The sequence below is a fragment of the Sphingobium sp. OAS761 genome, from assembly GCF_024168485.1.
Taxonomy (GTDB): Bacteria; Pseudomonadota; Alphaproteobacteria; order Sphingomonadales; family Sphingomonadaceae; genus Sphingobium.
The window spans coordinates 24,193-50,582 of sequence record NZ_JALJVY010000010.1 but is presented as its reverse complement, the minus strand read 5'-3'; the positions used below and the strand labels follow the sequence as shown (position 1 = coordinate 50,582).

General features: G+C 64.8%; 28 protein-coding genes. 14 read left to right on the top strand and 14 right to left on the bottom strand.

Annotated elements, in window-relative coordinates:
- Position 1 precedes the first annotated feature (1 nt).
- The 6 genes from phoU to J3E64_RS14260 form a co-directional block, all read right to left on the bottom strand.
- On the bottom strand, positions 2-697 hold the full coding sequence (gene phoU, locus J3E64_RS14285; RefSeq protein ID WP_253343695.1) for a phosphate signaling complex protein PhoU: 696 nt from the start codon (positions 695-697) through the stop codon (positions 2-4).
- A gap of 23 nt (positions 698-720) precedes the next feature.
- Positions 721-1,509, bottom strand: coding sequence for a phosphate ABC transporter ATP-binding protein PstB (pstB, locus tag J3E64_RS14280; protein ID WP_253343694.1), 789 nt, complete (start codon positions 1,507-1,509; stop codon positions 721-723).
- 5 nt (positions 1,510-1,514) lie between these two features.
- On the bottom strand, positions 1,515-2,762 hold the full coding sequence (gene pstA, locus J3E64_RS14275; RefSeq protein WP_253343693.1) for a phosphate ABC transporter permease PstA: 1,248 nt from the start codon (positions 2,760-2,762) through the stop codon (positions 1,515-1,517).
- Entirely contained in the window at positions 2,762-4,156 is a 1,395-nt protein-coding gene (gene pstC / locus J3E64_RS14270; protein WP_253343692.1) for a phosphate ABC transporter permease subunit PstC, read from the bottom strand. The genes pstA and pstC overlap by 1 nt, the downstream gene beginning before the upstream one ends.
- Positions 4,157-4,166: 10 nt before the next feature.
- Positions 4,167-5,222 carry a substrate-binding domain-containing protein gene (locus J3E64_RS14265; RefSeq protein ID WP_253343691.1) on the bottom strand — a complete coding sequence of 352 codons (1,056 nt, stop codon included), beginning with the start codon at positions 5,220-5,222 and terminating at the stop codon, positions 4,167-4,169.
- Positions 5,223-5,364: 142 nt separating this feature from the next.
- Complete coding sequence (locus J3E64_RS14260; protein ID WP_253343690.1) at positions 5,365-6,624, bottom strand: ATP-binding protein; 1,260 nt, start codon at positions 6,622-6,624, stop codon at positions 5,365-5,367.
- Positions 6,625-6,724: 100 nt separating this feature from the next.
- On the opposite strand from J3E64_RS14260, the gene J3E64_RS14255 reads away from it, so the two are divergent.
- From J3E64_RS14255 to J3E64_RS14240, 4 genes are all read left to right on the top strand, one after another.
- Positions 6,725-7,159: a hypothetical protein gene (locus J3E64_RS14255; RefSeq protein WP_253343689.1), complete on the top strand. Its 435-nt coding sequence runs from the start codon at positions 6,725-6,727 to the stop codon at positions 7,157-7,159.
- A 94-nt stretch (positions 7,160-7,253) separates the two neighbouring features.
- A complete protein-coding gene (locus J3E64_RS14250; protein WP_253343688.1) occupies positions 7,254-7,541 on the top strand; it encodes an HPr-rel-A system PqqD family peptide chaperone in 288 nt (95 codons plus the stop codon).
- Positions 7,538-8,401 carry an HprK-related kinase A gene (locus J3E64_RS14245; RefSeq protein ID WP_253343687.1) on the top strand — a complete coding sequence of 288 codons (864 nt, stop codon included), beginning with the start codon at positions 7,538-7,540 and terminating at the stop codon, positions 8,399-8,401. Before J3E64_RS14250 ends, J3E64_RS14245 begins: the two co-directional genes overlap by 4 nt.
- Positions 8,398-9,387, top strand: coding sequence for a nucleotidyltransferase family protein (locus J3E64_RS14240; RefSeq protein WP_253343686.1), 990 nt, complete (start codon positions 8,398-8,400; stop codon positions 9,385-9,387). Before J3E64_RS14245 ends, J3E64_RS14240 begins: the two co-directional genes overlap by 4 nt.
- 26 nt (positions 9,388-9,413) lie before the next feature.
- Here J3E64_RS14240 and J3E64_RS14235 read toward each other — a convergent pair whose 3' ends face one another.
- From J3E64_RS14235 to J3E64_RS14225, 3 genes are all read right to left on the bottom strand, one after another.
- Complete coding sequence (locus tag J3E64_RS14235) at positions 9,414-10,766, bottom strand: amidohydrolase (RefSeq protein WP_253343685.1); 1,353 nt, start codon at positions 10,764-10,766, stop codon at positions 9,414-9,416.
- A 116-nt stretch (positions 10,767-10,882) separates the two neighbouring features.
- Positions 10,883-11,674 carry a 3-hydroxybutyrate dehydrogenase gene (locus tag J3E64_RS14230; protein ID WP_253343684.1) on the bottom strand — a complete coding sequence of 264 codons (792 nt, stop codon included), beginning with the start codon at positions 11,672-11,674 and terminating at the stop codon, positions 10,883-10,885.
- Positions 11,671-12,864, bottom strand: a complete 1,194-nt coding sequence (locus J3E64_RS14225) for a patatin-like phospholipase family protein (RefSeq protein ID WP_253343683.1) — start codon at positions 12,862-12,864, stop codon at positions 11,671-11,673. Before J3E64_RS14225 ends, J3E64_RS14230 begins: the two co-directional genes overlap by 4 nt.
- Before the next feature lie 145 nt (positions 12,865-13,009).
- Here J3E64_RS14225 and J3E64_RS14220 point away from each other — a divergent pair, with 145 nt between their 5' ends.
- Entirely contained in the window at positions 13,010-13,876 is an 867-nt protein-coding gene (locus tag J3E64_RS14220; RefSeq protein ID WP_253343682.1) for a neutral zinc metallopeptidase, read from the top strand.
- A gap of 3 nt (positions 13,877-13,879) precedes the next feature.
- Here the strand turns inward: J3E64_RS14220 and J3E64_RS14215 are convergent, their stop codons facing one another.
- Together J3E64_RS14215 and J3E64_RS14210 are read right to left on the bottom strand one after the other, a co-directional pair.
- Entirely contained in the window at positions 13,880-14,224 is a 345-nt protein-coding gene (locus tag J3E64_RS14215; protein ID WP_253343681.1) for a hypothetical protein, read from the bottom strand.
- 78 nt (positions 14,225-14,302) lie between these two features.
- Positions 14,303-14,512 carry a hypothetical protein gene (locus J3E64_RS14210; protein ID WP_253343680.1) on the bottom strand — a complete coding sequence of 70 codons (210 nt, stop codon included), beginning with the start codon at positions 14,510-14,512 and terminating at the stop codon, positions 14,303-14,305.
- A gap of 67 nt (positions 14,513-14,579) precedes the next feature.
- On the opposite strand from J3E64_RS14210, the gene J3E64_RS14205 reads away from it, so the two are divergent.
- The 7 genes from J3E64_RS14205 to J3E64_RS14175 all read left to right on the top strand — a co-directional run bounded on the left by J3E64_RS14205 (position 14,580) and on the right by J3E64_RS14175 (position 21,201).
- Complete coding sequence (locus tag J3E64_RS14205) at positions 14,580-17,267, top strand: bifunctional [glutamine synthetase] adenylyltransferase/[glutamine synthetase]-adenylyl-L-tyrosine phosphorylase (protein WP_253343679.1); 2,688 nt, start codon at positions 14,580-14,582, stop codon at positions 17,265-17,267.
- Positions 17,267-17,728, top strand: coding sequence for a peroxiredoxin (locus J3E64_RS14200; RefSeq protein ID WP_253343825.1), 462 nt, complete (start codon positions 17,267-17,269; stop codon positions 17,726-17,728). The genes J3E64_RS14205 and J3E64_RS14200 overlap by 1 nt, the downstream gene beginning before the upstream one ends.
- A complete protein-coding gene (locus J3E64_RS14195) occupies positions 17,725-18,534 on the top strand; it encodes a ferritin-like domain-containing protein (protein WP_253343678.1) in 810 nt (269 codons plus the stop codon). The genes J3E64_RS14200 and J3E64_RS14195 overlap by 4 nt, the downstream gene beginning before the upstream one ends.
- Before the next feature lie 108 nt (positions 18,535-18,642).
- The gene (locus tag J3E64_RS14190) at positions 18,643-19,356 is read left to right on the top strand and encodes a M23 family metallopeptidase (protein WP_367398634.1); all 714 of its coding nucleotides are present in this window, start codon (positions 18,643-18,645) and stop codon (positions 19,354-19,356) included.
- 76 nt (positions 19,357-19,432) lie between these two features.
- Positions 19,433-19,759, top strand: a complete 327-nt coding sequence (locus J3E64_RS14185; RefSeq protein WP_253343677.1) for an iron-sulfur cluster assembly accessory protein — start codon at positions 19,433-19,435, stop codon at positions 19,757-19,759.
- A 79-nt stretch (positions 19,760-19,838) separates the two neighbouring features.
- Entirely contained in the window at positions 19,839-20,615 is a 777-nt protein-coding gene (gene xth, locus J3E64_RS14180; RefSeq protein ID WP_253343676.1) for an exodeoxyribonuclease III, read from the top strand.
- A gap of 64 nt (positions 20,616-20,679) precedes the next feature.
- Positions 20,680-21,201, top strand: coding sequence for a DUF2239 family protein (locus tag J3E64_RS14175; protein ID WP_253343675.1), 522 nt, complete (start codon positions 20,680-20,682; stop codon positions 21,199-21,201).
- Positions 21,202-21,205: 4 nt separating this feature from the next.
- Here J3E64_RS14175 and J3E64_RS14170 read toward each other — a convergent pair whose 3' ends face one another.
- Together J3E64_RS14170 and J3E64_RS14165 are read right to left on the bottom strand one after the other, a co-directional pair.
- A complete protein-coding gene (locus J3E64_RS14170; protein ID WP_253343674.1) occupies positions 21,206-22,174 on the bottom strand; it encodes a diacylglycerol kinase family protein in 969 nt (322 codons plus the stop codon).
- 9 nt (positions 22,175-22,183) lie between these two features.
- Positions 22,184-22,678: a DUF2141 domain-containing protein gene (locus J3E64_RS14165; protein ID WP_253343673.1), complete on the bottom strand. Its 495-nt coding sequence runs from the start codon at positions 22,676-22,678 to the stop codon at positions 22,184-22,186.
- A gap of 130 nt (positions 22,679-22,808) precedes the next feature.
- Between J3E64_RS14165 and lptF the strand changes: the two genes are divergently transcribed.
- The gene (lptF, locus tag J3E64_RS14160) at positions 22,809-24,017 is read left to right on the top strand and encodes an LPS export ABC transporter permease LptF (RefSeq protein ID WP_253343672.1); all 1,209 of its coding nucleotides are present in this window, start codon (positions 22,809-22,811) and stop codon (positions 24,015-24,017) included.
- A 3-nt stretch (positions 24,018-24,020) separates the two neighbouring features.
- The gene (gene lptG, locus J3E64_RS14155) at positions 24,021-25,118 is read left to right on the top strand and encodes an LPS export ABC transporter permease LptG (RefSeq protein ID WP_253343671.1); all 1,098 of its coding nucleotides are present in this window, start codon (positions 24,021-24,023) and stop codon (positions 25,116-25,118) included.
- A 172-nt stretch (positions 25,119-25,290) separates the two neighbouring features.
- Here lptG and J3E64_RS14150 read toward each other — a convergent pair whose 3' ends face one another.
- Positions 25,291-26,358, bottom strand: a complete 1,068-nt coding sequence (locus tag J3E64_RS14150) for a fatty acid desaturase (RefSeq protein ID WP_253343670.1) — start codon at positions 26,356-26,358, stop codon at positions 25,291-25,293.
- Between the last annotated feature and the right edge of the window lie 32 nt (positions 26,359-26,390).

Sequence of the window (26,390 nt, the reverse complement as noted above, 5' to 3'; positions counted from 1 at the left end):
TTCAATCCTCCGTCGCGGGGGTGGTGCTGGGGTCGCGGTCGGGCAGGGTCTGGCCGGTCGCGGCGTAATATACCATCTCCGCGACATTGGTCGCATGGTCCCCGATACGCTCGATATTCTTCGCAATGAACAAAAGGTGCGCGCATTCGCTGATTGTCTTGGGATTTTCGACCATGAAGGTGACGAGTGTCCGGAACACGCTGTTGTAGAAATCGTCGACCACAGTGTCGCGATCAATCACTGCCAGCGCCAGTTCCGCATCGCGGGCCGAAAAGGCATTGAGTGCATCGTGCACCATTTCCGACGCCACCTGCCCCATGGACGGCAGAAGGGATATGGGCTCCATCGTCCGGCTGTTGGTGGCGATCGACGGCACGCGCTTGGCGATGTTTTTCGCATAATCGCCGATTCGTTCGACCACGCTCACGATCTTGAGCGCAGCGATCACGTCGCGCAGGTCGTTGGCCATCGGCGCGCGCAAGGCGATGATCTCGATAGCCAGTTTCTCGACCTCGGCCTCGATCGCGTCGATCTTCCGGTCGTCGGCGACGACCTGCGCCGCCAGGTTCCGGTCGTGGCGTTGCAGGGCCAGCATCGCGCTCTCGATCGCCGCTTCGGCCCGTCCGCCCATTTCGGCGATCAGGCCGCGCAGCCGGTCCATTTCGTCGTCGAACGCCTTGATCGTATGTTCTGCCATGTCTCGTCTCTCTCCGCGCCGGATCAGCCGTAGCGACCCGTGATATAGTCCTTGGTCCGCTCCTGGCGCGGATTGGTGAAGATGTCGGACGTCACGCCATATTCGACCAGGTCGCCCAGATGGAAAAAGGCGGTGCGCTGCGATACGCGCGCGGCCTGCTGCATATTGTGCGTGACGATCACGATCGCATAACGCCCGCGCAGTTCGTGGATCAGTTCCTCGATCTTCGCCGTGGCTATGGGGTCGAGCGCCGAACAGGGCTCATCCATCAATATCACCTCGGGCTCGACGGCGATGGCGCGGCCGATGCACAGGCGCTGCTGCTGTCCGCCCGACAGTGCCGTTCCGCTGTCCTGGAGCCGGTCCTTGACCTCTTCCCACAGGCCCGCGCGCCGCAGCGATTTTTCGACAATGACATCCATGTCGGCTTTGGACGCGGCCAGGCCGTGGATCCGTGGCCCATAGGCGATATTCTCGTAGATCGACTTGGGGAAGGGATTGGGTTTCTGGAACACCATGCCGACACGGGCCCGCAACTGCACCACGTCCATGGACGGGGCATAGATGTCCTCGCCGTCCAGCGTGATCGTCCCTTCGACCCGTGCCGATGCGACCGTGTCGTTCATGCGGTTGAGCGTTCGCAAGAAGGTCGACTTGCCGCAGCCCGAAGGGCCGATGAAGGCGGTGACATTGTCCATGGCGACGTCGATGGACACGCCCTTGATCGCTTCCTTCGGCCCGTAGAAGACCTTGACGTCGCGCGCGGTCATCTTCGGGTTGGCGGGGGCAAGGCTTTGCTGTTCTTCGGTCATGTCGGTTACCACCGTCTCTCGAATTTGTTGCGCAGGTAGATGGCGAGGCCGTTCATGGTCAGCAGGAAGACCAGCAGAACGATGATCGCCGCCGATGTCTTTTCGACGAAGCCTTTCGAGACTTCGTCGGACCATAGGAAAATCTGCACCGGCAGCACAGTAGCCGGGTCGGTGATCCCTTCCGGCGGCGTCGCGATGAAGGCGCGCATCCCGATCATCAGCAGCGGCGCCGTTTCGCCGAGCGCGCGCGCCATGCCGATGATGGTACCGGTCAATATGCCCGGCAGGGCGAGCGGCAGCACGTGCTGGAACACCACCTGCACCGGGCTGGCGCCGATGCCGAGCGCAGCATCGCGAATGCTGGGCGGTACCGACTTGATGGCGTTGCGGCCCGCGATGACGATCACCGGCATGGTCATCAGCGCCAGCGTCAGGCCGCCGACCAGCGCGGCCGACCGCGGCAGGTGCAGGAAGTTGAGGAAGATCGACAGGCCGAGAAGGCCGAAGATGATGGACGGAACGGCCGCCAGATTGTTGATCGATACCTCTATGATATCGGTCCACCATGTCTTGGGAGCATATTCTTCCAGATAGAGCGCCGTGGCCACACCGACCGGGAAGCTGAGCAGCAGAGTCACCAGCATCGTCAGGAGGGAACCCTTGAACGCCCCCCATATGCCGACCTGGGTCGGATCGGTTCCGTCGCTGGACCACAGGAAATTCCAGTTGAAACCGGTCGTGAGGATACCGGCGCGGTCCAGTCGCTCGACGGCGGCCTCGGCCTCGGGCGATCCCTCGCTCTTTGCGGCCAGATCGATTCCGGTCGAAGCGGGAACCTGCACCGTCTCGGCGCGGTTCAAAATGGTGGGGTCGGCCTTGATCGCATCGCGAACGGTAACCCAGGCGGTGGGCGACAGCAGCGCGTCGCCATCGGCGCCCAGCGCCTTCCTGGCGGCTTCGTTCGTCACCATCGGCAGGTTGGCGTTGGCCAGCGCCGCATCGGTGATAGCGTTCGGATCGAGCAACATCGGCGACGCGGGGAAATCGATCCGCAGTGCGATTTCCGTGCGGGTGAAACCGCGCAGGCCATTGCCCATCATCGTCACCAGAAGGAAGGCGAGAAAGGCTGCGGAAAGCACCACCGCGCTCAGGCCGAGCAGGCGGAAGCGGCGTTCGGCGGCATAGCGCCGGGCGATGCGGCGGCGCATCGCGTGCGATTTCCAGTCGGTCGGCAGACGTTCTGCGGCACTCATTATTCGTAAGCCTCGCGATATTTCTTCACGACCCGCAGGGCCACGATGTTGAGCAGCAGGGTGACGATGAACAGCACCAGCCCCAGCGCGAAGGCAGCCAGCGTCTTGGCGCTGTCAAATTCCTGGTCGCCGGTCAGCAACTGGACGATCTGGGTCGTCACCGTGGTCACGCTGGCAAAGGGATTGAGCGTCAGGTTCGCGGCAAGGCCTGCCGCCATCACCACGATCATCGTTTCGCCGATGGCTCGGCTGACGGCCAGCAGCACGCCGCCCACGACGCCGGGCAGGGCGGCGGGGATGAGCACGCGGGTGATCGTCTCGCTGGTGGTCGCGCCCATCGCCAGGCTGCCGTCGCGCATCGACTGCGGCACGGCTGCGATGCTGTCGTCGGCCATGGAGGACACGAACGGGATGATCATCACCCCCATGACGAGCCCTGCGGCCAGCGCGCTTTCCGAAGAGGCGCCGTGGATGCCGACGGCTACGGCCAGATCGCGCAGCGCCGGTGCCACCGTCAGCGCCGCGAAATAGCCGTAGACGACGGTGGGCACGCCAGCCAGCACCTCAAGGATCGGCTTCATCCAGCGGCGCACGGCCGGGCTGGCATATTGGGTCAGATAGACCGCGCTCATCAGGCCGAGCGGAATGGCCACGATCATGGCGATGATCGCACCGATGAAGATGGTGCCCCAGAACAGCGGGACGGCGCCGAAGGCATCGTCGTTGCCATAACCCATGGCGGCCGATTGCGGGCTCCATTTCAGCCCGAAGAGGAAGTCGATGGGGTTCACCATCGAAAAGAAGCGGAAACTTTCCCACAGCAGCGACGCGACGATGCCCACTGTCGTGACGATCGCCAGCAGCGATGCGACCAGCAGCGTCGCCATGACCAGCCGTTCGACCCGAGTGCGCGCCCGAAAGTCGGGACGCACGCGGGTGAAGGCATAGGCACCGCCGGCAAATGCGAGGACCAGCGCCAGCACCGCGCCGATGACGCCATATTCCGTCATGGCCGCGCGATAGGGTTCGACCAGCGCCTGCGACGCCGGATTGAAGGCGCCCGACTGCAACCCGGCGGCGATCGACCGCGCCTCTCCCAATATGGCGGAACGGACGAAGCCGTCGGCGGGCAGGGCCTGCGCGGCCGGATCCGCCAATACCGCCTGCGTGACGAGGCCGGGCGATATATTGGCCCACACGGCCAGGAAGATACCGGCCGGTATCAACGTCCACAACGCCACATACCAGCCGTGATAGGCAGGCAGCGAGTGGACGGCATCGCGCCGCCCGGTGGCGCGCGCGACGGTCTGAAGCCGCATGGCGCGCGCCCGGGCACTGACCCAGGCGATCGCGCCCAGGCCCGCGAGCAGCAGGAAGATGGCAGGTCCGGTCATTGTCTCTCGCTTATTTGAGGACCGAGCCGTCGAGCACGGTCAGCGACTTGATCGTTTCGCCGCTGGCCTTGCGCACCTCGTCGGGCGACGCGACCATGCCGCGCTTGGTCAGCGCGCCGTCCGGTCCCCAGTTGGCGGCGAAGGTGTCGAGATAGGCCTGAAGACCCGGCACCGCCGTCATGTGCGCCTTCTTGACGTAGATGTAGAGGGGGCGGGCGCCGGGATACTGACCGGTCGACACGGTTTCATAGGTCGCCTGGATGCCGTTGATGGGGACATCCTGCAACGTGTCCTTGTTTTCCTCGAGGAAGCTGAAGCCGAAGACGCCGACCGCGTTGGGGTTGGCGCCCAGCTTCTGGACGATCAGATTGTCATTCTCGCCCGAATCGACATATTTGCCGTCCTCGCGGATGCGGGTGCAGGTCGCCTTGTATTCGTCCTCGTTCTTTTCCTTGAGCGCCTTCATCGACTCGTCGGTCTGGCAACCATTTTCCAGGATGAGTTCGGCAAGCGAATCGCGGGTACCGCTGGTCGAGGGCGGACCGAAGACCGAAATCGGGATCGCCGGCAGGCTGGGATCCACATCTTTCCAGGTCTGGGCCTTGTTGGGGCCCTTGCCATAGGGATTGGCGGCCAGCGCCTCATAGACGATCTTGGGGGTGAGCTTCAGGCCGGGGCCCTTCTTCGATTCAGCGAACGCCAGACCGTCGACACCCACCTGGATTTCGATGATGTCCTTGACGCCATTCGCCTGACACTGGTCGAATTCCGACTTCTTCATGCGGCGCGATGCATCCTCGATATCGGGGTGCTGAGCGCCGACGCCTGCACAGAACAGCTTCATGCCGCCACCGGTGCCGGTCGATTCGATGATCGGCGACTTCATGCCGGGATTGCCCTGCACGAACATTTCGGCGATCGCGGTCGCGAAGGGATAGACGGTCGAGGATCCCACCGCGCGGATCTGGTCGCGCGTGCCGCCGGCGCCGCCGCCGGACTGGTCGCCGCACGCGGCAAGGCTGAAGACACTCGCGGCTGTCATGGCGAGCAGGGCGATCTTTTTCACGGAAACCTCCAATCAGCTAAAGCCGCGATCGCATGCAGTCGCCGCCCTCATGGATGTGCGGCCTAGTCGCGGTTCGTCGCGCATTTGTGACAGTCGCGTTTCACTTTGATGACATAGGCCAGGAAAAAGTCCGGAGGCCTGGTCATATGGCGGCTGAAGCGCCTGCTGCGACACCGTCGTCGGCGGCAGGCGGCATCAGGACGGTGATGGTGGTCCCTTTGCCCAGCGTGCTTGCAATGTCCATGCGGCCGCGATGCCGCTCCACGATATGCTTGACGATGGCCAGGCCCAGGCCGGTGCCGCCCATGGCGCGGCTTCGCCCCGAATCGACGCGGTAGAATCGTTCGGTCAGCCGGGGCAGGTGGTCCGGGCCGATGCCTTCGCCTTCGTCGGCGACGACCAGCCTCGTCATGCCGCTCGGTCCTTCGTTCAGCATCACGCGGATGGCGGTGCCCGGGCGACCATATTTGATCGAATTGCCGATCAGGTTGTGGAGCAGCTGGGACAGTTGGGCTCGGTCGCCCCGCACCGGCGCCAGCCCCGGCAATATCTCCATTTCGACGTCGCGTCCGCGCTCGCCATGGCTGGCGCGGAATATGCTGACAACTTCGGCGACCAGTTCCGATACGTCGACAGCGCTGTCGGGTGCGCGATATTTGTCCGCCTCGATCCGGGACAGGGATATGAGGTCGTCGATCAGGCGCTGCATCCGCCGCGCCTCCCCGTCCATGATCTTGAGGAACCGGTTACGCGTCTCGCCGTCCTTGCCCAGTTCGGGATCGCCCAGCGTTTCAATGAAACCCAATATGCCGGCCAGCGGCGTGCGCAGTTCGTGACTGGCGTTGGCGACGAAATCGACGCGCATGCGTTCGGCGGCATTGGTGGCGCTGTGATCGACCAGATGGACCAGCCGCCGCATCGACGCCACCGTGCCCACGGGCGCCACCCGCATCTGCCAGCGCTGGTCGCGGGCGCCCAGTCCCACCAGTTCGACCGTCACGGCCTCGGCCAGCGGTGCCTGGCTGGCCAGCCGCTCGGCGGCAGCGGGATGGCGAATGGCGATGCGTGCGTCCTCGCCTTCGATATGCGCGCCCAAAAGCCGCTGCGCAGCGCGGTTGGCGCGTGCGATCCGGCCCTTTTCCACCAGCAGTACAGGGTCGGCCACCCCTTCCAGCAAGCTGGCAAAATCGGGATGATCGATCAGGTCGGGATGATCGACCGGCAGGTCGGGTTCGGCCGCATGCCTCCCGCCGTCACCGGCCGTGATGACGAGAACGACCAGTCCGGCGAGGACGGGCAGGGCGATCATCAGCGGATCGGCGCCCAGCATCAATGCGCCGCCGGTGCCCAGCAACAGCATGGCCAGCGACGCTGTAATCTGGGACGCACTTAGTCGATTCATGGTTACCGCGCTGGATTTGTCGCGCAATTGCTGCGATGTCTGGCTCTAATAGCGTGCAATCATTACGTTTTGGCAAGAGCCCAATGCGGATAGGACGGATATGAACGAACCGATTGACGGACAGGAAGGCCCGCTGCCCTCTGCTGGCCAGTCGTGCGAGGACGATATCGCAATGCCTTCCCGCAGGCAGTTGCTGATGGGTGGCGCCGCAGCCGCATCGGCCATCGTGTCGATTCGTCCCGCTCTGGCCAATACCGCTGCTTCCGTACTCAATTGCACCATTCCGGTGCCCGACCAGGGGCATGCCGGCAATTATATCGCGCCCAGCGGACAGCTGGTGCCGGCGGGCACCCCGGGGGCCTTTCCCGGAACCGGACGTTCCTTCACCGGCGAACAGGTGAAGCAGGCGTTGCGCGGCCGCCCGCTGCCGGGCACCAGCTACGATCAGAACCAGGCCTATCTGAATTATATCCGCCGCCTGCAGCGCGGTACCAGCGGCTTCACCTGTTACGCTTCCTTGCAGATGCCGCGCTGATTCGCGCCGGGTCGCCAGCCTTGTCCTGATGCGTTAGGCACTTGGCTACGCCTTTTGCGATAGAGCGGGGTGAGTGCAGCAGGGGTTCGGGACAGTGGACGCGCAAAAGACCTACCGCCGCGATCCAGCGGACCGGGTGACGCCGTGCACGCTGGAGGATCTGACGCTATTGTATCACCACGCCTCCGGCCAGACGCACATGGTGATCAGCCCGGTGCCCGAATTGCTGGCCTGTATGGCAGATGGCGTTGCCATGACGGCAGGCGACCTGCACGACTGCCTGGCGCGCGACTATGATCTGGGTCCGCGCGACGCGGCAGAGGCCGAAATCGCGGCGCATCTCGATGCGCTGGCGTCGCTTGGGCTCGTCCGTCCGGCATGAGGCACGCGCTGACCCTGCGCATCGGCCCGGCGACTTTCCGTATCGGGTCGGCCTGGCGCGCGCCGCTGGCACAGATCGCGCATCTCTATGCCGCCTATCCGCGGGTCGAGGGCGCGATCGCCGATTTCACGGTCCGGCTACAGCCCACCAATATGCTGCGTCGCTGGGTTCGGCCCTCGATCTTCATCACCGGCGACCATGGCCTGGCCGACGCCGCGCCGATGAGTCTGGCCCATGGTTTGCTGGCGGCGGAAATGGGCATGAATCTCCAGATGGCGCTGGGCTGGCGCCGTCATTTGTTACTCCATGCCTCCAGCGTGGAAAAGGACGGGCGCGCGCTCGTGATGACCGGGGAATCCGGTTCGGGCAAATCGACCCTTGCCGCCTTGCTGGGAGAACGCGGCTGGCGGCTGATGGGCGACGAATTTGCCCTGCTCGACCTCGAATGCGGCGCGATCCTGCCCTTTCCCCGTCTCGTCAGCCTGAAGAATGGCGCGATAGATGTGGTGGCCGACGCAGTGGGTGAAGCGCGTATGGGGCCGTTGCTGCGCGCCACCGCGAAGGGCGACATTCGCCACATGATCCCGCGCGACGGCGCCGTCTCCCGCATGGATGAGGGCGCGACGCCGCGCCTGCTGCTGTTTCCACGCTTCGGCCACCGGGCGGAAGAGCGAGCAGTGGGGCAGGGCGAGGTGTTCATGCGCCTGACGCAGGCGTCCACCAACTATGTGGCGGCGGGGGAAGCGGGCTTCCGCGCACTGACCCGCTTCGTTGCCGACGTTCCCGCGCGCGCGGTCGACTTCTCCTCGGGCGATGAAGCCATCGCGATGGTGGAGCGACTGTGGGACGAGCGCGCATGAGTGCCGCTCTGCTGGTCGAGGTGCTGCGTCATCCTGCCGGCGCGGCGCGGCTCAACGCCGTTGGATGGAACGGGCTTCTCGCCGCCGCGAAGGCGGAACGGCTGACCGGCGCGCTTGCCTTCCGGCTGGAGGGGCAGCCCGTCCCCGGCGCTGCCGGACCCGTCCTGGCGGATGCACGGGCCGACGCGGCGCGCGAGGCGCAGCAGGCGCTCTGGGAAGCGGATCGCGCGGCCGCCGCGCTGCATGGCAGCGGCGTGCGCCCGGTCCTGCTCAAGGGAGCGGCCTATGTCGCGGCCCGGCTGGCGGCCGGGCAGGGGCGTTTCATCGGCGATCTCGATATTCTCGTCCCGCGCGATGCCCTGGACGATGTGGAGGCCCGGCTGATGGCGGCCGGATGGGAATGGGCCAAGCCCGATCCCTATGACGACGCCTATTACCGGCGATGGATGCATGAATTGCCGCCGATGATCCATGCCGAACGCGACCGGATGATCGACGTGCATCACACCATCTTGCCACTCACCGCCCGCCCGACGCCCGACGCGGCGGCGCTGATCGCCGACGCGGTGGACATCGGTGGCGGGCTGTCCGTGTTGTCGCCGGAGGATCGTGTCGTCCACGCCGTCGCCCATTTGCTGGCGGACGGCGACCTTCAGGGGGGGCTTCGCAACCTTTGGGACATTCACTGCCTGCTGGCCGATGTCGATCCCGCGCGGCTGGAGGCACGCGCGGTCCGCCACGGCCTGCTGGCCCATGTGCGTCAGGCACGCCGGCTGGCGGCCGGTCTTTATGGCGCGGGCAGTCGCCTGACCCCATGGGACCGGATCATCGTCGCCCGGTTTCTGGCGCGCGATGGCTGGGGCCGCGAAACGCGTAAGGCGCTGGTCTTCGCCTTCTACCTGCGGTCCCACTGGCTGCGGATGCCGCCCCTGATGCTGGCCCGGCACCTCTGGACCAAATGGCGCAAGGGCCACCGGCCCGCCTGACCGGCCCGCCTGACCGGCCCGCCCTTTCAGTCCTTCTTCAATATGTCCAGCGCCAGCACCGTCATGGCCTCGCTGGCGGTGGCGATCACCATGTCCGCCTGCGGCGCCCAGAAGGGGCTGTGAAGGGATGGCAGGCTGATCTTGCCCGCATCGGCCTGCGCCATTTTGTCGGCCGGCACGCCGCCAACCCAGAAGATGAAGCTCTGGATATTCTTGTCGGCACGATAGAAACGCCCGAAATCCTCGCCGCCCATGACCGGCGGCGTCTGGATCACGCGGCCGGCGGGAAAATGCGCCTTGAGCAATCCGCCCATCTGCTGTGCGAATTCGGGCGGATTGTAAGTCGAGGGGGTAAATTCGTCCTTCACGCTGACCGCCGGCATCCGGTCGTCGGGCATGCCTGCCGCGATCGCCTCGCCCCGGGCAATCCGTTCGATCCCCTTGATCAGCTTCGCGCGAGTCTCGTCCGAATAGCTGCGCACCGTCAGCAGCAGCTTCGCCTCGTCCGGAATGATATTATGCTTCGTCCCCGCCTGGAAGCTGCCCACCGTGACCACGGCTGGGTCCTGTGGGTCCTGTTCCCGGCTGACGAGCGTCTGGAGGCTGGTGACGATGCGCGATCCCAGGACGATCGGGTCCCGGGCGGTCTGCGGATAGGCGCCATGCCCCCCCACGCCCTTGACCACGATGTCCACGCTGTCGACGTTGGCAAGGGCGTAGCCGGGGGTGTAGCCGATCGTCCCGGCCGATAGATTGGCGGCGTCATGGAAGGCGATGGCATGGGTGGGTCGCGGAAAACGGGTGTACAGCCCGTCCTCCAGCATGTCGCGCGCGCCCTTGCCGACTTCCTCGGCCGGCTGCAGGATCATCACCAGCGTCCCCTTCCACTCGTCCTTGCGGTCGGCCAGCAGACGGGCGGTCTCGATGAAGGCCGTCATGTGGGTGTCGTGCCCGCATGCGTGCATCACGCCGGTTTCCACGCCTTCGGGCGTCGTGGTCCGGATCTTCGACGCGAAGGGGAGGCCGGTCTGCTCCACCACCGGCAGGCCGTCCATGTCCGCCCGGATCAGCAGCACCGGTCCGTTGCCATTCTTCATCACGGCGACGACACCGGTGCCGCCCACTTTTTCCGTGACGTCGAACTTCATGGCCTTCAGACGCCGGGCCAGCTTTGCGGCGGTGTTCACTTCCCGCAGCGACAATTCCGGATTGGCATGCAGGTCGCGATACAGGGCCATCAGCCCGTCCATGTCGCGGTCGATTGCCGTCCCGATCGCGCTCCGCGACGTAACGTCCGATGGTTGTTCAGCCGGCGGCGTCTGTGCGGCGGCGGACGTAAGGCTGGCAGCGGCACACAGGGCCGCAAGTGCATGGCGCATAGGCATTTTCTCCCTTGTCGCCGCCAAGCATAGGCAGATTTAATGCGTGCGAAAGGGGGTATTGCGGCGCATCGACAGGCCCGGGGCATTTCCGGACCCGCCGTTTGCCGGGCTTCTTACTGGGCGGTCCAGCCGCCGTCGATGCTCATGTTCGCGCCGGTGATATTGGCGGCGGCGTCGCTGCACAGATACAGCGCCATCGCCGCGACCTGGTCCACGGTCACGAATTGCTTGGTGGGCTGCCCCGCCAGCAGGACGTCATTCATCACCTGTTCGCGCGTCATGTTGCGCGCCTTCATCGTGTCGGGGATCTGCTTTTCGACCAGAGGCGTCCACACATAGCCGGGCGAAATGCAGTTGGCGGTGATGCCGAACGTCGCCAGTTCCAGCGCGATGGTTTTGGTGAAGCCGGCCAGGCCGTGCTTCGCCGTCACATAGGCGCTCTTGAAGGGGGATGCCGTCAGCGAATGGGCGCTCGCGGTCTGGATGATGCGACCCCACTTCCTTTCCTTCATATAGGGCACGGCCAGCCGGGTAGTGTGGAACGCGCTGTTCAGGTTGAGCGCGATGATGAGGTTCCATTTTTCGACAGGGAATTCCTCGACCGGGGCGACATGCTGCATCCCGGCATTGTTGATCAGGATGTCGACGCCGCCGAAAGCGTCCGCCGCCTCCGTCATCATCGCCTCGATCTCCTCGACCTTCGTCAGGTCGTGGCCCGAATAGATCGCCTTCGCGCCGCTCGCCTTCTCCAGCTCCAGCCGTTCCTTTTCGATCTCGTCCGCATCGCCAAACCCGTTGATGACGATGTTGGCACCTTCCGCGGCCAGCAGCTTGGCATAGGCCAGCCCGATGCCCGATGTTGACCCGGTGATCAGGGCGGTCTTGCCGGCGAAGGACGTGCTCATGCCATTTTCTCCTTGAGGTGATCGGGGGCGTCGAGGTCGAAGGTCGCGCTCTTGCCGTCCAGGATGTTGCGGGCGATCAGGTCACCCTTGTGCATCACTTCCTCCACGGCGTCACGGCCCTGGCTCCAGTGATCCAGCATGGTCGAGCGGGAAAATTCGAAATCGCGCGCGCCGCTTTCCCAGTTGCGCGAGCGATAGATCAGGTGAACGATATTGACCGACCCGCAATCGAGAATCTGGCGCAGCCTGCGCGCGTCCGCGTCGTCGCGCATGTCTTCCGGCAGCTTGTCCAGCAGGGCCTTGATCGCGGCATGTTCGCGGCGCAGACGCAGATACTGGTCGGTGACCTGGCGGGTGCGGCTGGAATATTGAATATCCTTCTGGCGCGAATAGACATCGGTTATCTGCCGGGGCATCGGACCTTCGGCCGGGAAAAGGTCGACCTGAAAGACGAGCATGTCCTCCTTCTGATGGTCCAGCACATGGGCGAGCGGTGTATTGGACACGATACCGCCATCCCAATACCAGCGCCCGTCGATCTCGATCGGGGGCAGGCCCGGGGGCAGGGCGCCCGACGCCATGATGTGTCGGGCATCGATCCGCGTGTTCCCGCCCGGTCCGCGCGTGTCCCAATAGGCGAAATTACCGCTTTCCACATCCACCGCGCCGACTGAAAGCCGGACCGGTCCGTCGTTCAGCAGATCCCAGTCGACGCAGGCGTTGAGTGTATCGCGGAGCGGTGCGCTGTCGTAGAAACTGATCGCGCCCGCAGTGCCCTCCGGCATCAGCGGCGTGGGCCATAAACGGGGGCGGAACATGCCGGGCACGCCGAACGTGGCGACGGTGCCTGCCGCCATCAGATGCACGAATTCGCGGATATGGTCGATTTCCGGCAGGATCATGTTCGGCATGCCGCCCGAGACGGTGTACCAGAATTTGCGTAGCCGGCTCATCCGCTTGTGCGGGGGATTGCCGGCGATGATCGCGGCATTGACCGCGCCGATCGATATGCCGGCGACCCAGCTGACGTCCACGCCCAGCTCGTCCAGCCGTTCATAGACCCCCGCCTGAAAGGACCCAAGAGCCCCGCCGCCCTGCAACAGCAGCGCGACTTCGCGGGGAAGGGGAAGGGGTGTGCGGGCGCGGCGCGGTGGCCGTGCCTCGAAATGTTGGGGTTCGCTCTCAGCCATGTCGCAGTGCAATATAGGTTATGCCGCCGCCGATCCAACGCAAACTTGACGGTTAATTTCCCGTCCGTCGCAACTCTCCGCCTGCCGGAAGCTTTTATCCTGCCGTGCGATGGCGTAGGCAGACCGGAAGGCAGGGAGGGCGGACATGCGGCTCGACGACGAACAGGAAAGCAGTCATTTCGAAGTGCAGAGCGGGCGTGGCGGCGGCCTTGGCGGCGGTGGCCTGGGCATGTTGCTGCCGCTGATCGGAAGCCGGTTCGGCTGCGGGGGCATCGCTGTCGTTCTCATCATTCTGGTTGTCATGGGCGTCAATCCGCTCAGCCTGGTCGGCGGAGGCGGCGGGCAACCGGCGCAGACGGAACGGCCCTCGACCGGCGAACTGACCGATGTCCAGCGCACCTCGCTCAAGGTGCTGGGATCGACGGAACGTCGCTGGGCCGACATATTCAAGGCGGAAGGGCAACAATATCCGCCACCGACCCTGGTATTCTACAGCCAGAACGGTCAATCGGGCTGCGGCGCCGCGCAATCGGCGATGGGGCCTTTCTATTGTCCCGCCGACCAGCGCATCTATCTGGACACCGATTTCTTCCGCGAGATGGAGACGCGCTTCAACGCCCCGGGCGACTTCCCGATCGGCTATATCATCGCGCACGAGGTCGGACATCATATTCAGACCGTTACCGGCGAAGCGGATCGCATCCGCAAGGCCCAGCAACGCGCATCGGAAGCCGAGGGCAACGCCCTTCAGGTCAAGATGGAATTGCAGGCCGATTGCTATGCCGGCGTATGGGCCGCGCGCGACACCAACCTGATGGAGCCGGGCGATCTGGAAGAAGGCATGCGGGCGGCCGAAGCGATCGGCGATGATACTCTGCAAAAGGCCGCGGGGCGTCGACCCGTGCCTGAAAGCTTCACCCACGGCAGCAGTGCCCAGCGCATGCAGTGGTTGCGCAAGGGGCTGTCCACCGGCGATCCGGATCAGTGCGATACGTTCAACGGCGCGATCTAGCGCCTATTCGGCGTTGGGTGATCCCGCCGGCGCCGTGGCCTGAACGGCCGGTGTGCCCATTGCCACCATAGGCGGGGTTGATGTGTCGGGCAGGCCGTTGCCCGGCGTCAGCGTCGGCTGACCCGCGCCCGCAAGTGGCTGGCCCAGGTCGCCTACCTCGTTGGCTGGCGCCGGTGTGCCGATGGGCGGTGCCTGGGGAAGGACGATCGGCGGCGGCGGCGCGTCCTGAGGCGACACGCTCTCGCTGCCGACATCCTTTGCATGCGGTGACGGCAGGAACTGCTGAACAGCCATCACGATAAGGGGGGTCGCGATCAATGTCCCGATGGCGAACTTGCGATAAGGCATGAATGCGGCGACCCGTTGCGATTTATCTGATCCGGCCTGCTCTTATCGACAAAGGGTAAATAATTGCCTTCATTTCGGTCAGGACCGGTCGAGCTTGCTCAACAAATCCAGCATGTCTTCCGGAAGCGCGTCCTTTGCCGGTGCAAAGGTCGACCGCAGCGCATTGCCGACGCCTTCATAGGGCATGGGCAAGCCGACATGAACAATCGAGGGTCGGCGACTGTCCATGCTGCGTGCCGATCGGCCGGTCCATTTGCGCTGCATTTCCATATCCTGAAGAACGGTCATGCGCTTCAAAAGTTTCTGGCATTCGTCTCATTGTAACGCGATACCGCCGCCAGAAGGAGAGATTACCGTGACCGACTGGCCCGCAGCGCTGGCGCGCATCCGTGCCAATTCGCCATTTCTGACGCGCACGCTGGATCGCTTTCCGGACCTGGCGGCCCGGCTGGCCGACGGCGATGCGGATGAGGCCCTGTCGCAGGCATGGTCGACCGGGGTGATGGAAAACGGCGTCGCGAGGGCGCTGCGCCAGCGGCGCGCAGCGATCGCGCTGGTCACGGCGGCGGCGGACCTTTCCGGCGCGTGGGATTTGGACCGCGTGACGCGCACCCTGTCGGACTTCGCTGACGCGGCCCTGACCGCCGCCCTGACCGCCGCCTTCGCGGAACGTTACCCCGACCATGCGCCACAGGGTTTCGTCGTGCTCGCGCTGGGCAAGCATGGCAGCCGCGAACTCAACTACTCCTCTGACATAGACCCCATCCTGCTCTACGATCCCGCCACCCTTCCCCATGGTGCGCGGGAGGATGTCGCCGACGCAGCCGTGCGCATCGGTCGCCGGGTCAGCGAATTGCTCAGCGTGCGCGACGGCGACGGCTATGTTTTCCGGGTGGACCTGCGCCTGCGCCCGTCGCCCGAGGCGACACCGATCGCGCTGCCGGTGGAAGCGGCCATCGGCTATTATGAATCGACGGCCCTCGGGTGGGAGCAGGCGGCTTTCATCCGGGCGCGCCCGGCCGCCGGGGATATGGCGCTGGGGGAGTATTTCCTTCGCCAGATCCGCCCCTTCATCTGGCGCCGCAATCTCGATTTCGGCGCCATCGATGCCATCGTCGACATATCGCGCCGCATTCGCGATCATTATGCGCAGGGTCAGGCCTTCGGCCCGGGCTATGACCTCAAGCGCGGGCGCGGCGGCATCCGCGAAGTGGAATTTTTCGCACAGGTCCATCAGCTTATTCACGGCGGACGCGATCCCTCGCTGCGTTCGGGCAACACGCGTGAGGCGCTTGCCGCGCTTGTCGCCGCCGACGTTCTCGACGCGGATACGGCAGCCCGTCTCGATGCCGCCTACGTCCTGCTGCGCACCGTCGAGCACCGGCTTCAGATGGTGGAAGACCGCCAGACGCACGAGTTGCCCCGGACGCAGCCGGCGCTGGACAATGTGGCGGCGCTGCATGGTCTGACCGACGGGGCGGCTCTGCTCGACCTGCTCCGCCCGCAGGTCGAATGGGTCGGTCGCAACTATGACCGCCTGACCCCCGAAAAGCCCGACAGCAGCCTCTCGCACGACGCGGACAGGCTGCGCCAGCAACTGCTCGACATGGGCTTTGTCGATGTCGACACCCCGCTTGCACGCATCGCACGCTGGCGCGCAGGCACTATCCGGGCGTTGCGCAGCGCGGCTTCGCGCGAGGCGCTGGAGGATCTGTTGCCCGGCCTGATGCCGGCGCTTGCGGGCGCGCCGGATCCGGACCGGGCGCTTAACCGGCTGGACGACATGATCGCCCGGTTGCCGACCGCGATCAACTTCTTCAAGCTGCTCGCCGCGCGCCCGGCGCTGGTTGCATTGCTCGCCGAAATCCTGAGCCACGCCCCCATTCTCGCGGATGCGCTGGGGCGGCGGGCCGAGCTGCTCGACGGGCTGATCGACGCCACCGCCTTCGATCCGCCGCCCGGCGTGGCGACGCTGGCCCGCCAGTTCGCCGTGCTGGAACCGGGCGAGGATTATGAGGCGCTGCTGGACCGCGTGCGGCAGCGGGTCGGCGACCGGCGTTTCGCGCTGGGCGTGCAGATCATTCGCGGCGGCGACCCTATCGAGGCAGGGCGTGGCTATGCGCGCGTCGCCGAAGCCGCGATAGAGACGCTGACCGGCGCGACCATTGCCGCCTTCGAGGCGGCTCATGGCCGGGTGGCCGGTGGCGAACTGGTGATCCTGGCGCTCGGTCGGCTGGGCGGCGGCGTGCTCACCCATGCGTCCGATCTCGACCTCGTCTATCTGTTCACCGGCGACTTCCTCGCCGATTCCGATGGGCCAAAGCCGTTGGGGGCGACGCAATATTTCAATCGGCTGGCCCAGCGCGTGACCAACGCCCTGTCCGTCGCCACGGCGGCAGGCCCGCTCTATGAAGTCGACACCCGGCTGCGACCGTCCGGTGCGCAAGGGCTTCTGGCCGTCAGCCTGGACAGTTTCGCCAGATACCAGCGGGAAGAGGCATGGACCTGGGAACATCTGGCACTCACCCGCGCCCGGCCGATCTACGGATCGGCGACGGCGCGCGCCGCGCTGGACGGCATTCTGGCGGAGACGCTGAACCGGTCGCGCGATGTGGACGATCTGGCGCGACAAGCGGTACGCATGCGGCGCGACATCGCCCGCCACAAGCCGCCGGCCGGGGACCTGGATGCCAAGCTGGTGGCCGGCGGGCTGGTCGACCTGGAATTTCTGATCCATGTGTCGCAATTCCGCCATGGCATGGCCTTTGCCCCGGACCTTTCGGTTGCGTTGGCGGAACTGGTCGCGGCCGGGCATCTGCCCGGCGCCCTGCTTTCCGCGCATGACCTGATCACGCGCTTCCTCATCGTCTCGCGCCTGGTATCGCCCCGGTCCACCGAACCGCCGGCGGCGACCCGCCCGCTCGTCGCGCGGGCCTGCGGCGCTGACAATTGGGACAGGTTGCTTGAAAGCTATGCGCGGGCGCGGCAAAGCGTCGGCCAGGCCTGGGCCGCGCTAGCCGCGCCCTATCAGGAGGACGAATGATGCTGGACGTGGGCGATACCATCCCTGCCGTGGCGATGAAGGATGCCGACGGCGTCGTTTTCACGCTGGAGCGCTATCGCGGCAATCCCGTGGTGGTCTATTTCTATCCGAAGGCGGATACGCCCGGCTGCACCAACGAGGCGAAGGATTTTACCGCGCTGGCCGGCGACTTTGCGGCAGCGGGTGTCGCGGTGGTCGGCATTTCCCGGGACAAGCCCGCGAAGCTCGCGAAATTCGCCGACAAATATGGCCTCGCCGTCACTCTGGCCTCGGACGAGGACGGAGCGATGTGCGAGGCGTCCGGCACCTGGATCGAAAAATCAATGTATGGACGCGCCTATATGGGGATCGCGCGGGCGACATTCCTGGTCGGCGGCGACGGCACGATCCTGCGCGCCTGGCCTCAGGTCAAGGTGAAGGGCCATGCCGCCGAGGTGCTGGAGGCGGTGAAGGCGCTTTGACCCTGCCGGTTGAAGTGACGGACGTGGGTGCTGCCTGCGCCCATGTTCTGCTGACCGCCGATCCGCGCGCCAAGTTGATGGCAGCGCGCGCGGTGGCGCGGGACTGGCGCCTCGGGCGGCTGGCGCACAGGTTCGATGCTGCCATGCCGGACAGGCCGGCGCGACCGCCATTGCCCGAACTGCTGCCGCCCGGCCGCATGCCCAGGCGCGGGCGGATCGGATCGGACCGGGCGCGGATCGCCATGTTGCATGCGCTGGCGCATATAGAATTTGTCGCGATCGACCTGGCGTTTGATCTTGTGGGGCGGTTCGGCGACGGCTTTCCCGCCGCCTTCGTGGATGACTGGCTGCGTGTCGGTTCGGAGGAGGCCATGCATTTCGCGCTGCTGGACCGGCGTCTGCGACAGCTTGGCAGCCATTACGGCGCATGTCCGGCGCATGATGGTCTCTGGCAGGCCGCGGAAGCGACGGCGGGCGATGCGGCGGCGCGGCTCGCGGTCGTGCCGATGGTGCTGGAAGCCCGGGCGCTGGATATCACCCCGGCGACGGTCGCCCGGTTCGAGGGGGTGGGAGACCATGTGTCGGCGATGATGCTGCGACGGATCATGACCGATGAGATTCGCCATGTATCGGCGGGGACGAGGTGGTTTTGCGCAGAGACGAACCGATTGGGCGTTGACGCGCCGCAACATTACCAAATGCTGGTCAGGCAGCACTTCAGGGGTGCGGTTAAGCCGCCGTTCAACGACTCGGCGCGTCGACAGGCCGGTTTAACGGAAGAATTCTACGTCGCGCTTGCAAGCTGAGCCCCGATTTGCAGTCTGCGTTCTCAGCGGGGGCGATCACGGTCGCCAAACATAAATCAAGAATATCGCCGAGGGATAATGGTCTCCGGCGGATAAGTCGGGGTCTGCATGTCAATTCTTAATATGGTCAATGCGCGCGGATCGTTCGGGTTCCAGTCCGCGATGAAATTTTTTGGCGCGCTCGGAATGGCTGTGGCTCTCGGCGCCGCGGCGCCGGCCCTGGCTTCCACCGACGACGATGATCCCTATGGCGATGTGCCGGCCGCACAATCCGCCCAGGTCGATCAGGGCTTTTCCAATCTCTTCGCCAGCATGCAGCGGCTGGACGGCCAGCCCAAGGCGTCGGCCTACATCCCCTCGGGCCGGCCGGTCGCCAAGCTTTCGCTGACGTCCAACTTCGGCATCCGGTCCGATCCGTTCAACGGCGGGGCGCGGATGCACAAGGGCATCGACATTCCCGGCCCGATCGGCACGCCGATCTACGCCACGGCCGATGGTGTGGTCAGCCGCGCCGGCTGGGCTTCGGGCTACGGCAATCTCGTCCAGATCACCCACGGCAGCGGCATGGAAACGCGCTACGGCCACATGTCGAAGCTGCTTGTCGCCGCCAACACCTATGTGAAGCGGGGCCAGCTGATCGGCCTTATGGGCTCGACCGGCCGCTCGACCGGCAGTCATCTCCATTATGAAGTCCGCGTCGACGGCGCGGCCATCAATCCCATCCCGTTCGTCGCCGGTCCCGATTATCTGGTGGCGATGAACACGAAGCCGCCGGTTGCCATGGGCGGCCCGACCAAGGCGCAGGAAAAGGCGGCGGACTGAACGCTAACCCCTATCTAGTTCGATTATGGCCCGGCAAGCGCTTGCCGGGCCATTTGCTTATGCCTATCTAGGCAGCATGGCCGACATCGACCTTACTCCTTCCGCCGCCGCGCGCGTCGCGGCAATCGCCATCAAGCAGGGCAAGCCCGCGATCCTTCGGCTCGCGGTCGAAGGGGGCGGCTGTTCGGGCTTCCAGTATCGCTTTGGCCTCGCTGACAATGTGGAAGCGAACGACCTCGCCGTTGAGCGGGATGGAGTGACTTTGGTGGTCGACGATGTCAGCATCGACCTGGTGCGCGGCGCTGCGGTCGATTTCGTGTCCGATCTGGGCGGCGCTGCGTTCAAGGTGACCAATCCCAACGCAACCGCCGGCTGCGGCTGCGGGACCAGCTTCTCCGTCTGATCCTGCCCGACCGCCGGGGCCGCCCTTGTCGAACGGCTTGCCATTCGCCAAAGGAGATGGACAGGCCGAGGGAGTTTCGATGCGCATCGCCACCTTCAACATCAACGGCATAAAGGCGCGCCTGCCGCGCCTGCTGGAATGGCTGGACGAAACGCGTCCCGACGTCGCCTGCCTTCAGGAGATCAAGACCAGCGACGAGACCTTTCCCGTAAAGGACATTGAACAGGCGGGCTACGGCGCGATCTGGCACGGGCAAAAGGGATTTAACGGTGTCGCCATATTGGCGCGGGGCGAAAATCCGGTGGAAATATGCCGCGGGCTGGACGGCGAACCGGAGGACGAACATAGCCGCTATCTGGAAGCCGATGTGAAGGGCGTTCGCGTCGCGTCGATCTATCTGCCCAACGGCAATCCCCAGCCCGGACCGAAATTCGATTACAAGTTGCGCTGGATGAAGCGGTTGCGGGCGCGTGCGGCGGAAATCTGGGCCGAAGAGGTGCCGGCGATCCTGGCGGGTGACTATAATGTCATTCCGCGCGACGCGGATGTCTATTCGGTCAAGGCGATGGCGGACGATGCGCTGATGCAGCCGGAAAGCCGGGCTGCCTATCGACGCATGCTGGCCGACGGCTGGACCGACGCGGTCCTGAGCCGTCATCCCGCCGGGGGCGTCTGGACCTATTGGGATTATCAGATGAACGCCTGGCCGCGCGACGCGGGATTCCGCATCGATCATCTTCTGCTCAGCCCCGCCGCCGCCGACCGGCTGATCGACGCCCAGGTCGACAAGGAATTCCGGGGCCGGGAAAAGGCCAGCGATCACGCGCCGACCTGGGTGGAATTGCGACCGCAATAATTTACCCGGATGTTATTGACTTAATAAAATCCGGGTAATAATGCCGCCTCCAAGGAGTATCGGCATGGAACGGACATTGACGGCCTTTGCGGGCGATTTGTGGATCGCGACGGGTGACGAAGGCGAGATTCGCGACGCCGTTCGGGCAATGGGGGACGATGCGCAGAACATTCTGCTGTTCGACGACGGCACCGGGAAGCAACTGGACATAGACCTGCGCGTATCGGCCGATGCGCCGCCACGCGGCCGGGGACGCCCGAAACTGGGCGTGCAGGCGCGGGAGGTCACGTTGCTGCCCCGCCACTGGGACTGGCTCGCTGCCCAGCCCGGGGGCGCGTCGGCCGTGCTGCGCCGGCTTGTCGATGCCGCGCGCAAGACCAGCGCCGATACGCCATCGCCACGCGGGGCGATGGATGCCGCCTATCATTTCGTCACGGTGATGGCGGGTGATCGGCCCGGTTACGAAGAGGCTATCCGTGCCCTTTATGCGAAGGATGGCGCGTTGTTCGCGGCCCTTTCGGGGCAGTGGCCCTCCGGCATTCGCGATCATGCCCGAGCGCTGGCGGCCCCGGCCTTCTCAGCCTGAATCGTCAGGCCGCCAAACGCAGGAACGGCACCGGCTCGGTCGACCGCAGCACGATCGGCCGGCCTTCCGATGCCTCGAACAGTTCGCCGTCCAGAATGACGCTGCTATGGTCGCCCTCTATGCGGATCATGTCGCCCTGTTCCAGGTGAATGCCCTGCATCTTGGCCTTGCCCACGCGCTTGAACAGGCTGGCCCAGACCAGGCGCAGCAGTGCGGGTACATTCTGGTCGACCGCCATCAATTTCATCTGCCCGCGCCGGCTGTCGCCGGTGCGCGTGCCGAACAGCAGTTTTTCGAGCGTGGTGACGATCAGCACCGAAAACCGCCCGGCCAGTTCGCCGTCGCGAATCAGCGAGATGCGTACCGGCTTGCTCGCCGGCGGCAGGAACCGCGCCCGCACGCCGAACAGCAGCGATAAGATCACGGCGATGGCGGTGATGAAGTGGCTGATTCCGTTGGACAGGCCCAGCGGGTAGATCTGGTTGCGGCAATAGAGCATCGTGTCCGCAAGGCCGGCGCCGCCCAGGAACATGCCCAGCACCGGTCGCGAACCCGCCTGTCCGTCCGACAGGGCGATCAGTTCGCGCGCGACCACATGATCGTCGACCCCGGCCTTGGCGATCTGGACGATCCGTTCCAGCGCCTTGATCGGGTCGCCGTGGATGCCCAGGTCCAGCGCGATGAGGTTCGTCTTGCCGTTGGGCAGTACCGCGATCGGCGGTACCCGGCCGGTGAAATGTTCGCCCTGATAGAGTTCGGTCAGCGACGCCTGCACCGTGCCGTCGCCGCCGTTGATGACGATGACGGAGGGATCGACGCGAGCGATCGTCTGGAACGCCCGGCCGATCTGGTCGACATGCTCCACCTCATAATGGAAGATGTCGGGATTGCTCGCGCAATAGCTGCGCACGCGCGGAAGCGACTGCCGGTTGCCCGTCGATTTGGGATTGGACAGAAGCGCGACGCAGACCATTTTTTCCGATCACATATATTTCAGATTGATCGTGATTTTCGTCACGCCGGGGCCGACCTGAAACGCTGCCTTGTTCACGCTCGGCTTGCCCAGGTTGAAGATGCTGATCGACGGATTGTTGGAAAATCCGCCGCCATCGCTCGATATATCGGTCTTGCCGTTGCCATTTTTATCGTGGCGCACGGCAATGCCATATGTGCCGGGCCGGGGCATGGGCATGCAGAAGCGCATGGCCCCGTTGGTCGGCCGCGCGGGCACGTCGATGCGGTTCAGCCATTCGCCTTTCGACAGCCAGGCGTTCTTGGTGCCGGGATAGGACTGGACACGCACCTTGCCGGCCGCGGCGGTAAAACCGCGCACGTCGACCAGCACCGCCGGTCCCTTTGCATCGGCCGAACAGCGCGACAAATCATTGGCGATTTCCTGGCCATGGGCCATAGCCGGCGCGACCGCGAACAGCGTCGTTCCCACCATCAGACCCATTGCAACTTTAAACATGACCATCAGACTCCTGGAAGCTATAGCCGACCGGCATGGACCGGGCGGCGAGCCCCTGTTCGCCCCGCAACCTGTTGACTCGCATATGGGTCTGGTTTGCGGCCAAAACATGGTGATGGAACGACGATAAGTTGAAATGCTGACCGCTACGGACCGCTATCTTGCCCGCCTGATCGCCCTGCCGCTCATCGGCACGCTGGTGATCGCCGCGATGCTCTTCATGCTCGACAAGATGCTGAACCTGTTCGATTTCGTCGCGGCGGAAGGCGGACCGGTCAGCGTCGTTTGGCAAATGCTGGCCAACATGCTGCCCGAATATATGTCGCTGGCGATACCGATCGGGCTCATGCTGGGCATATTGCTCGCCTTCCGCAAGCTCGCCATGTCCTCGGAACTCGACGTCATGCGGGCGGTCGGCCTGTCCTACGGGCGGCTTTTGCGGGTACCCTATCTCTACGCCATCGCGCTGGCGCTGATCAATTTCGGCATTGTCGGCTTCGTCCAGCCCCTGTCGCGCCATGCCTATGAGGCGCTGCGTTTCGAACTGCGGTCGGGTGCGCTGGGCGCGTCGATCAAGGTCGGTGAATTCACGCCGCTGGGCAAGCGCATGACCCTGCGGATCGAACGCAGCAAGGACGAAGGGCGCAATCTCCAGGGCATTTTCGTGCGCGCGCAGGGCAAGGACGGACAATCGGTCGCCGTCACCGCCGCGCAGGGGACATTCCTGGCCACGGACGATCCGGACACGATCATCTTCCGCCTGCGCGACGGCGTGCTCGTCAATGATTCGCCCAAATATAAAAGTCCGCGCATCCTGTCCTTTTCCAGCCATGACCTTCCCATCGACCTGCCGCAGATCGAAAAGTTTCGCGGCCGGGATGTGGACCGGGAAAAGACGATCCCGGAACTGTTGGTCATGGGCCATGACCCGTCGACGCCTGAAAAGTTGCGGCATGAAGTGCGCGCCAACTTTCATTTTCGCATGGCCGAAGTGGTGATGATGTTCCTGTTGCCGATGGCGGCGCTGGCCTTTGCGGTACCGCCAAAGCGATCGACCTCGGCCCTGGGCGTTTTCCTGTCGATCGTGTTCATCGTCACCTATCACAAGATCAACCAATATGGCGAAAGTGTCGCCGCCCTGGGCAAGGTGGACCCGATCATCGCCCTGTGGGGGCCGTTCCTGCTCGCGTCCGGCCTGATCCTGTGGATGTATCATGTCATCGCCCACCGCCCGGGCGGACAACCCATCGCCGCGCTGGAATATGCGTTCGGTAAACTGGGCAAGCAGCTTCTGCGCCTGCTGCGGTTCGGGCGGCGTCGGGCGGCGGCGGAAGGAGCGGCCTGATCGATGTTCGACTTTTTTCCGTCCCGCCAGATCAGCTGGTACATGATGCGTCTGTTCCTGACGCGGACCTTTGCCGTGCTGGCAATGCTCGTGGTCATCCTGCTGACGCTGGATCTGCTCGGCGAATCGGGCGACGTCCTTGCCTATCCGGGCAATGGCGATGCGCAATTATGGCATTATGCCTCGCTGCGGGCGCCGCAGATCGTTGCCACATTCCTGCCCTTCTCGGTATTGCTGGGCACGCTCATCATGCTGGCGACGCTCAACCAGAATAGCGAGATCATCTCCATGAAGGCGGCGGGATTGTCCGCCCACCAGATTCTGGCGCCATTGATCCTTGCTGCGCTGGGCGTTTCGATGCTGAGCTTTACCTTCAACGAACGGATCGTCACGCGCGCGACGGCGATGCTGAGCGCTTGGCAGGCGGTGGATTACGGTCCGATCCCGACGGACAGCGGGGTCAAGACCAACCCGTGGGTCCGCGACGGCAACAATCTGGTCAATGCGGCTATCGTCGCGGGCCGGGGCGACGTCGTTCAGTTGCGAAAGGTCGAGATCTACAATCGCGTCAACAACAGCCTGACAACCATCGTTCAGGCGCCCAAGGGGCATTATGACGCGGCCACGCACAGCTGGCTGCTGGAAGGCGCGCGCCAGTTCGACGTGGCGCGCGGAACGGCGCGGGATGTGGGCACCGTCCGGTTCGGCCATGACATCCGGCCCGATCAGTTTACCCTGGCCAAGGTCGATGCCGATGCGATGACCTTTGCCGAATTGCGGGATGCAATTTCCAATCTGCGTGATGCCGGCCGACCGACGGCCGAGCTGGAAGGCAGTCTCTGGCACAAGCTGGCCGGGCCGCTGTCGGCGCTGCTGATGCCGATATTGGGGTCGGTCGCGGGCTTCGGGCTGGCACGGTCGGGGCGGCTGTTCATTCGCGCGGTTACGGGAATGGCGCTGGGCTTCGCCTATTTCGTGGCGGACAATTTCTCGCTCGCGATGGGCAATCTGGGCGCCTATCCCCCCTTTCTCGCGGCGTGGGCGCCCTTCTTGCTGTTTTTGCTGGTCGGGGAAACCGTTCTGTTCAGGACGGAGGAATAGCCGCGCGCCCTTTGGCAAAAAACCCCGGCGGCAAAGGATGCCGCCAGGGTCCAGCAAGGGGGCGTCCCGGCCATGAGGGGGAGGGGGAAGTGGCCGGGACATCCGGCATATGGCCCGCGCCTATCGGGTTTCAAGCCGAAACCCAAAAATAAATGCCGGCCGGCCCAGAAAGTCAGCGTGCCGCCATCGTGCTCCGCGCGATCTTGCCGACCAGCGGGAGCATCCCGGCATAATTGCCTCGATAATAGACTGCATCCGCATCCAGCCGGGCCATCAGCCGTTGATGGGCCTTGCCCAGTGCATGATAGGGCACGCTGGGCAGCAAATGGTGCAGGGCATGATAACGCAAGCCCACCGGTGCCCAGAGATAGGGCAGAATGCCAGGCGGCGGGACGTTGACCGAATCCAGATACTGCGCCGTCACCGTCATCGTCTCGCCCTCATTCTCCCACAGATGCGCGACCAGCGTGCGCAACTGGTTGATGACGGTCATCGCCGAATGGACGGCCATGTAGACGAGCAGCGGTTTCCAGCCCAGGGCGAACACGCTGCCGATCAGGGCCAGCGCCACCAGGCAGGCACCCGCTTCCTGCCACGCCCACATCCGGGCGAAATCGCCCTCCGGCGCGCGGCGGCGATAGGCGGGATTGATGGACAGGGCGGAAAATTCCGCCACGACCTTGGCACGCAGCGGCGGGACCAGCAGGCTGAGCGGAGTCAGCACGCCGAACCGCAGGATCAGGCCTGCCGGCGCCAGCGAGGCGATGATGATGAACAGCGGCAGCGACCATGGCTTCATCAGCGCCAGCGGCAGATATTCCGGATCGTCCGCCGTGCCGTAGCGGGTCCGCGCATGATGCTGGGTATGGACGCCCTCATACAGGAAGGACGGGATCATCAGCGGCACGCCGACGACCAGGTTCCAGCAGAATCGGAAGCCGGGCAGGGCACCCTTGCGGATATGGGTCAGCTCATGGATGAAGCTGGCGGCCCGATAGAGCGCGAGCATCGCGACGATACCGCACGCAACCGCCACGACGATGTTGCCGACCAGCATCGCGGCGGCCAGCGCCGACCAGCCGATCAGCGCCGACGCCAGCATGTCCGGCCAGAAGATGCGTGGATTGGCGACCGCATATTCGCGCGCCAGATCCGCCGCCGCGCGCAGCATGGCGGCATCGTCGGGAATGGCGGCGCGCGCCCGTTGCGCGGCGGCCAGAATGGGATCGTGCACTGTCATGCTGGCGGTCCTAGTCTCCAAATGCGCTGAAT

Coding starts and splice junctions, on each gene's coding strand:
- phoU (WP_253343695.1), bottom strand. CDS start 697: ATGGCAGAACATACGATCAAGGCGTTCGACGACGAAATGGACCGGCTG.
- pstB (WP_253343694.1), bottom strand. CDS start 1,509: ATGACCGAAGAACAGCAAAGCCTTGCCCCCGCCAACCCGAAGATGACC.
- pstA (WP_253343693.1), bottom strand. CDS start 2,762: ATGAGTGCCGCAGAACGTCTGCCGACCGACTGGAAATCGCACGCGATG.
- pstC (WP_253343692.1), bottom strand. CDS start 4,156: ATGACCGGACCTGCCATCTTCCTGCTGCTCGCGGGCCTGGGCGCGATC.
- J3E64_RS14260 (WP_253343690.1), bottom strand. CDS start 6,624: ATGAATCGACTAAGTGCGTCCCAGATTACAGCGTCGCTGGCCATGCTG.
- J3E64_RS14255 (WP_253343689.1), top strand. CDS start 6,725: ATGAACGAACCGATTGACGGACAGGAAGGCCCGCTGCCCTCTGCTGGC.
- J3E64_RS14245 (WP_253343687.1), top strand. CDS start 7,538: ATGAGGCACGCGCTGACCCTGCGCATCGGCCCGGCGACTTTCCGTATC.
- J3E64_RS14240 (WP_253343686.1), top strand. CDS start 8,398: ATGAGTGCCGCTCTGCTGGTCGAGGTGCTGCGTCATCCTGCCGGCGCG.
- J3E64_RS14235 (WP_253343685.1), bottom strand. CDS start 10,766: ATGCGCCATGCACTTGCGGCCCTGTGTGCCGCTGCCAGCCTTACGTCC.
- J3E64_RS14230 (WP_253343684.1), bottom strand. CDS start 11,674: ATGAGCACGTCCTTCGCCGGCAAGACCGCCCTGATCACCGGGTCAACA.
- J3E64_RS14225 (WP_253343683.1), bottom strand. CDS start 12,864: ATGGCTGAGAGCGAACCCCAACATTTCGAGGCACGGCCACCGCGCCGC.
- J3E64_RS14220 (WP_253343682.1), top strand. CDS start 13,010: ATGCGGCTCGACGACGAACAGGAAAGCAGTCATTTCGAAGTGCAGAGC.
- J3E64_RS14215 (WP_253343681.1), bottom strand. CDS start 14,224: ATGCCTTATCGCAAGTTCGCCATCGGGACATTGATCGCGACCCCCCTT.
- J3E64_RS14210 (WP_253343680.1), bottom strand. CDS start 14,512: ATGACCGTTCTTCAGGATATGGAAATGCAGCGCAAATGGACCGGCCGA.
- J3E64_RS14200 (WP_253343825.1), top strand. CDS start 17,267: ATGCTGGACGTGGGCGATACCATCCCTGCCGTGGCGATGAAGGATGCC.
- J3E64_RS14190 (WP_367398634.1), top strand. CDS start 18,643: ATGTCAATTCTTAATATGGTCAATGCGCGCGGATCGTTCGGGTTCCAG.
- J3E64_RS14185 (WP_253343677.1), top strand. CDS start 19,433: ATGGCCGACATCGACCTTACTCCTTCCGCCGCCGCGCGCGTCGCGGCA.
- xth (WP_253343676.1), top strand. CDS start 19,839: ATGCGCATCGCCACCTTCAACATCAACGGCATAAAGGCGCGCCTGCCG.
- J3E64_RS14175 (WP_253343675.1), top strand. CDS start 20,680: ATGGAACGGACATTGACGGCCTTTGCGGGCGATTTGTGGATCGCGACG.
- J3E64_RS14170 (WP_253343674.1), bottom strand. CDS start 22,174: ATGGTCTGCGTCGCGCTTCTGTCCAATCCCAAATCGACGGGCAACCGG.
- J3E64_RS14165 (WP_253343673.1), bottom strand. CDS start 22,678: ATGGTCATGTTTAAAGTTGCAATGGGTCTGATGGTGGGAACGACGCTG.
- lptF (WP_253343672.1), top strand. CDS start 22,809: ATGCTGACCGCTACGGACCGCTATCTTGCCCGCCTGATCGCCCTGCCG.
- lptG (WP_253343671.1), top strand. CDS start 24,021: ATGTTCGACTTTTTTCCGTCCCGCCAGATCAGCTGGTACATGATGCGT.
- J3E64_RS14150 (WP_253343670.1), bottom strand. CDS start 26,358: ATGACAGTGCACGATCCCATTCTGGCCGCCGCGCAACGGGCGCGCGCC.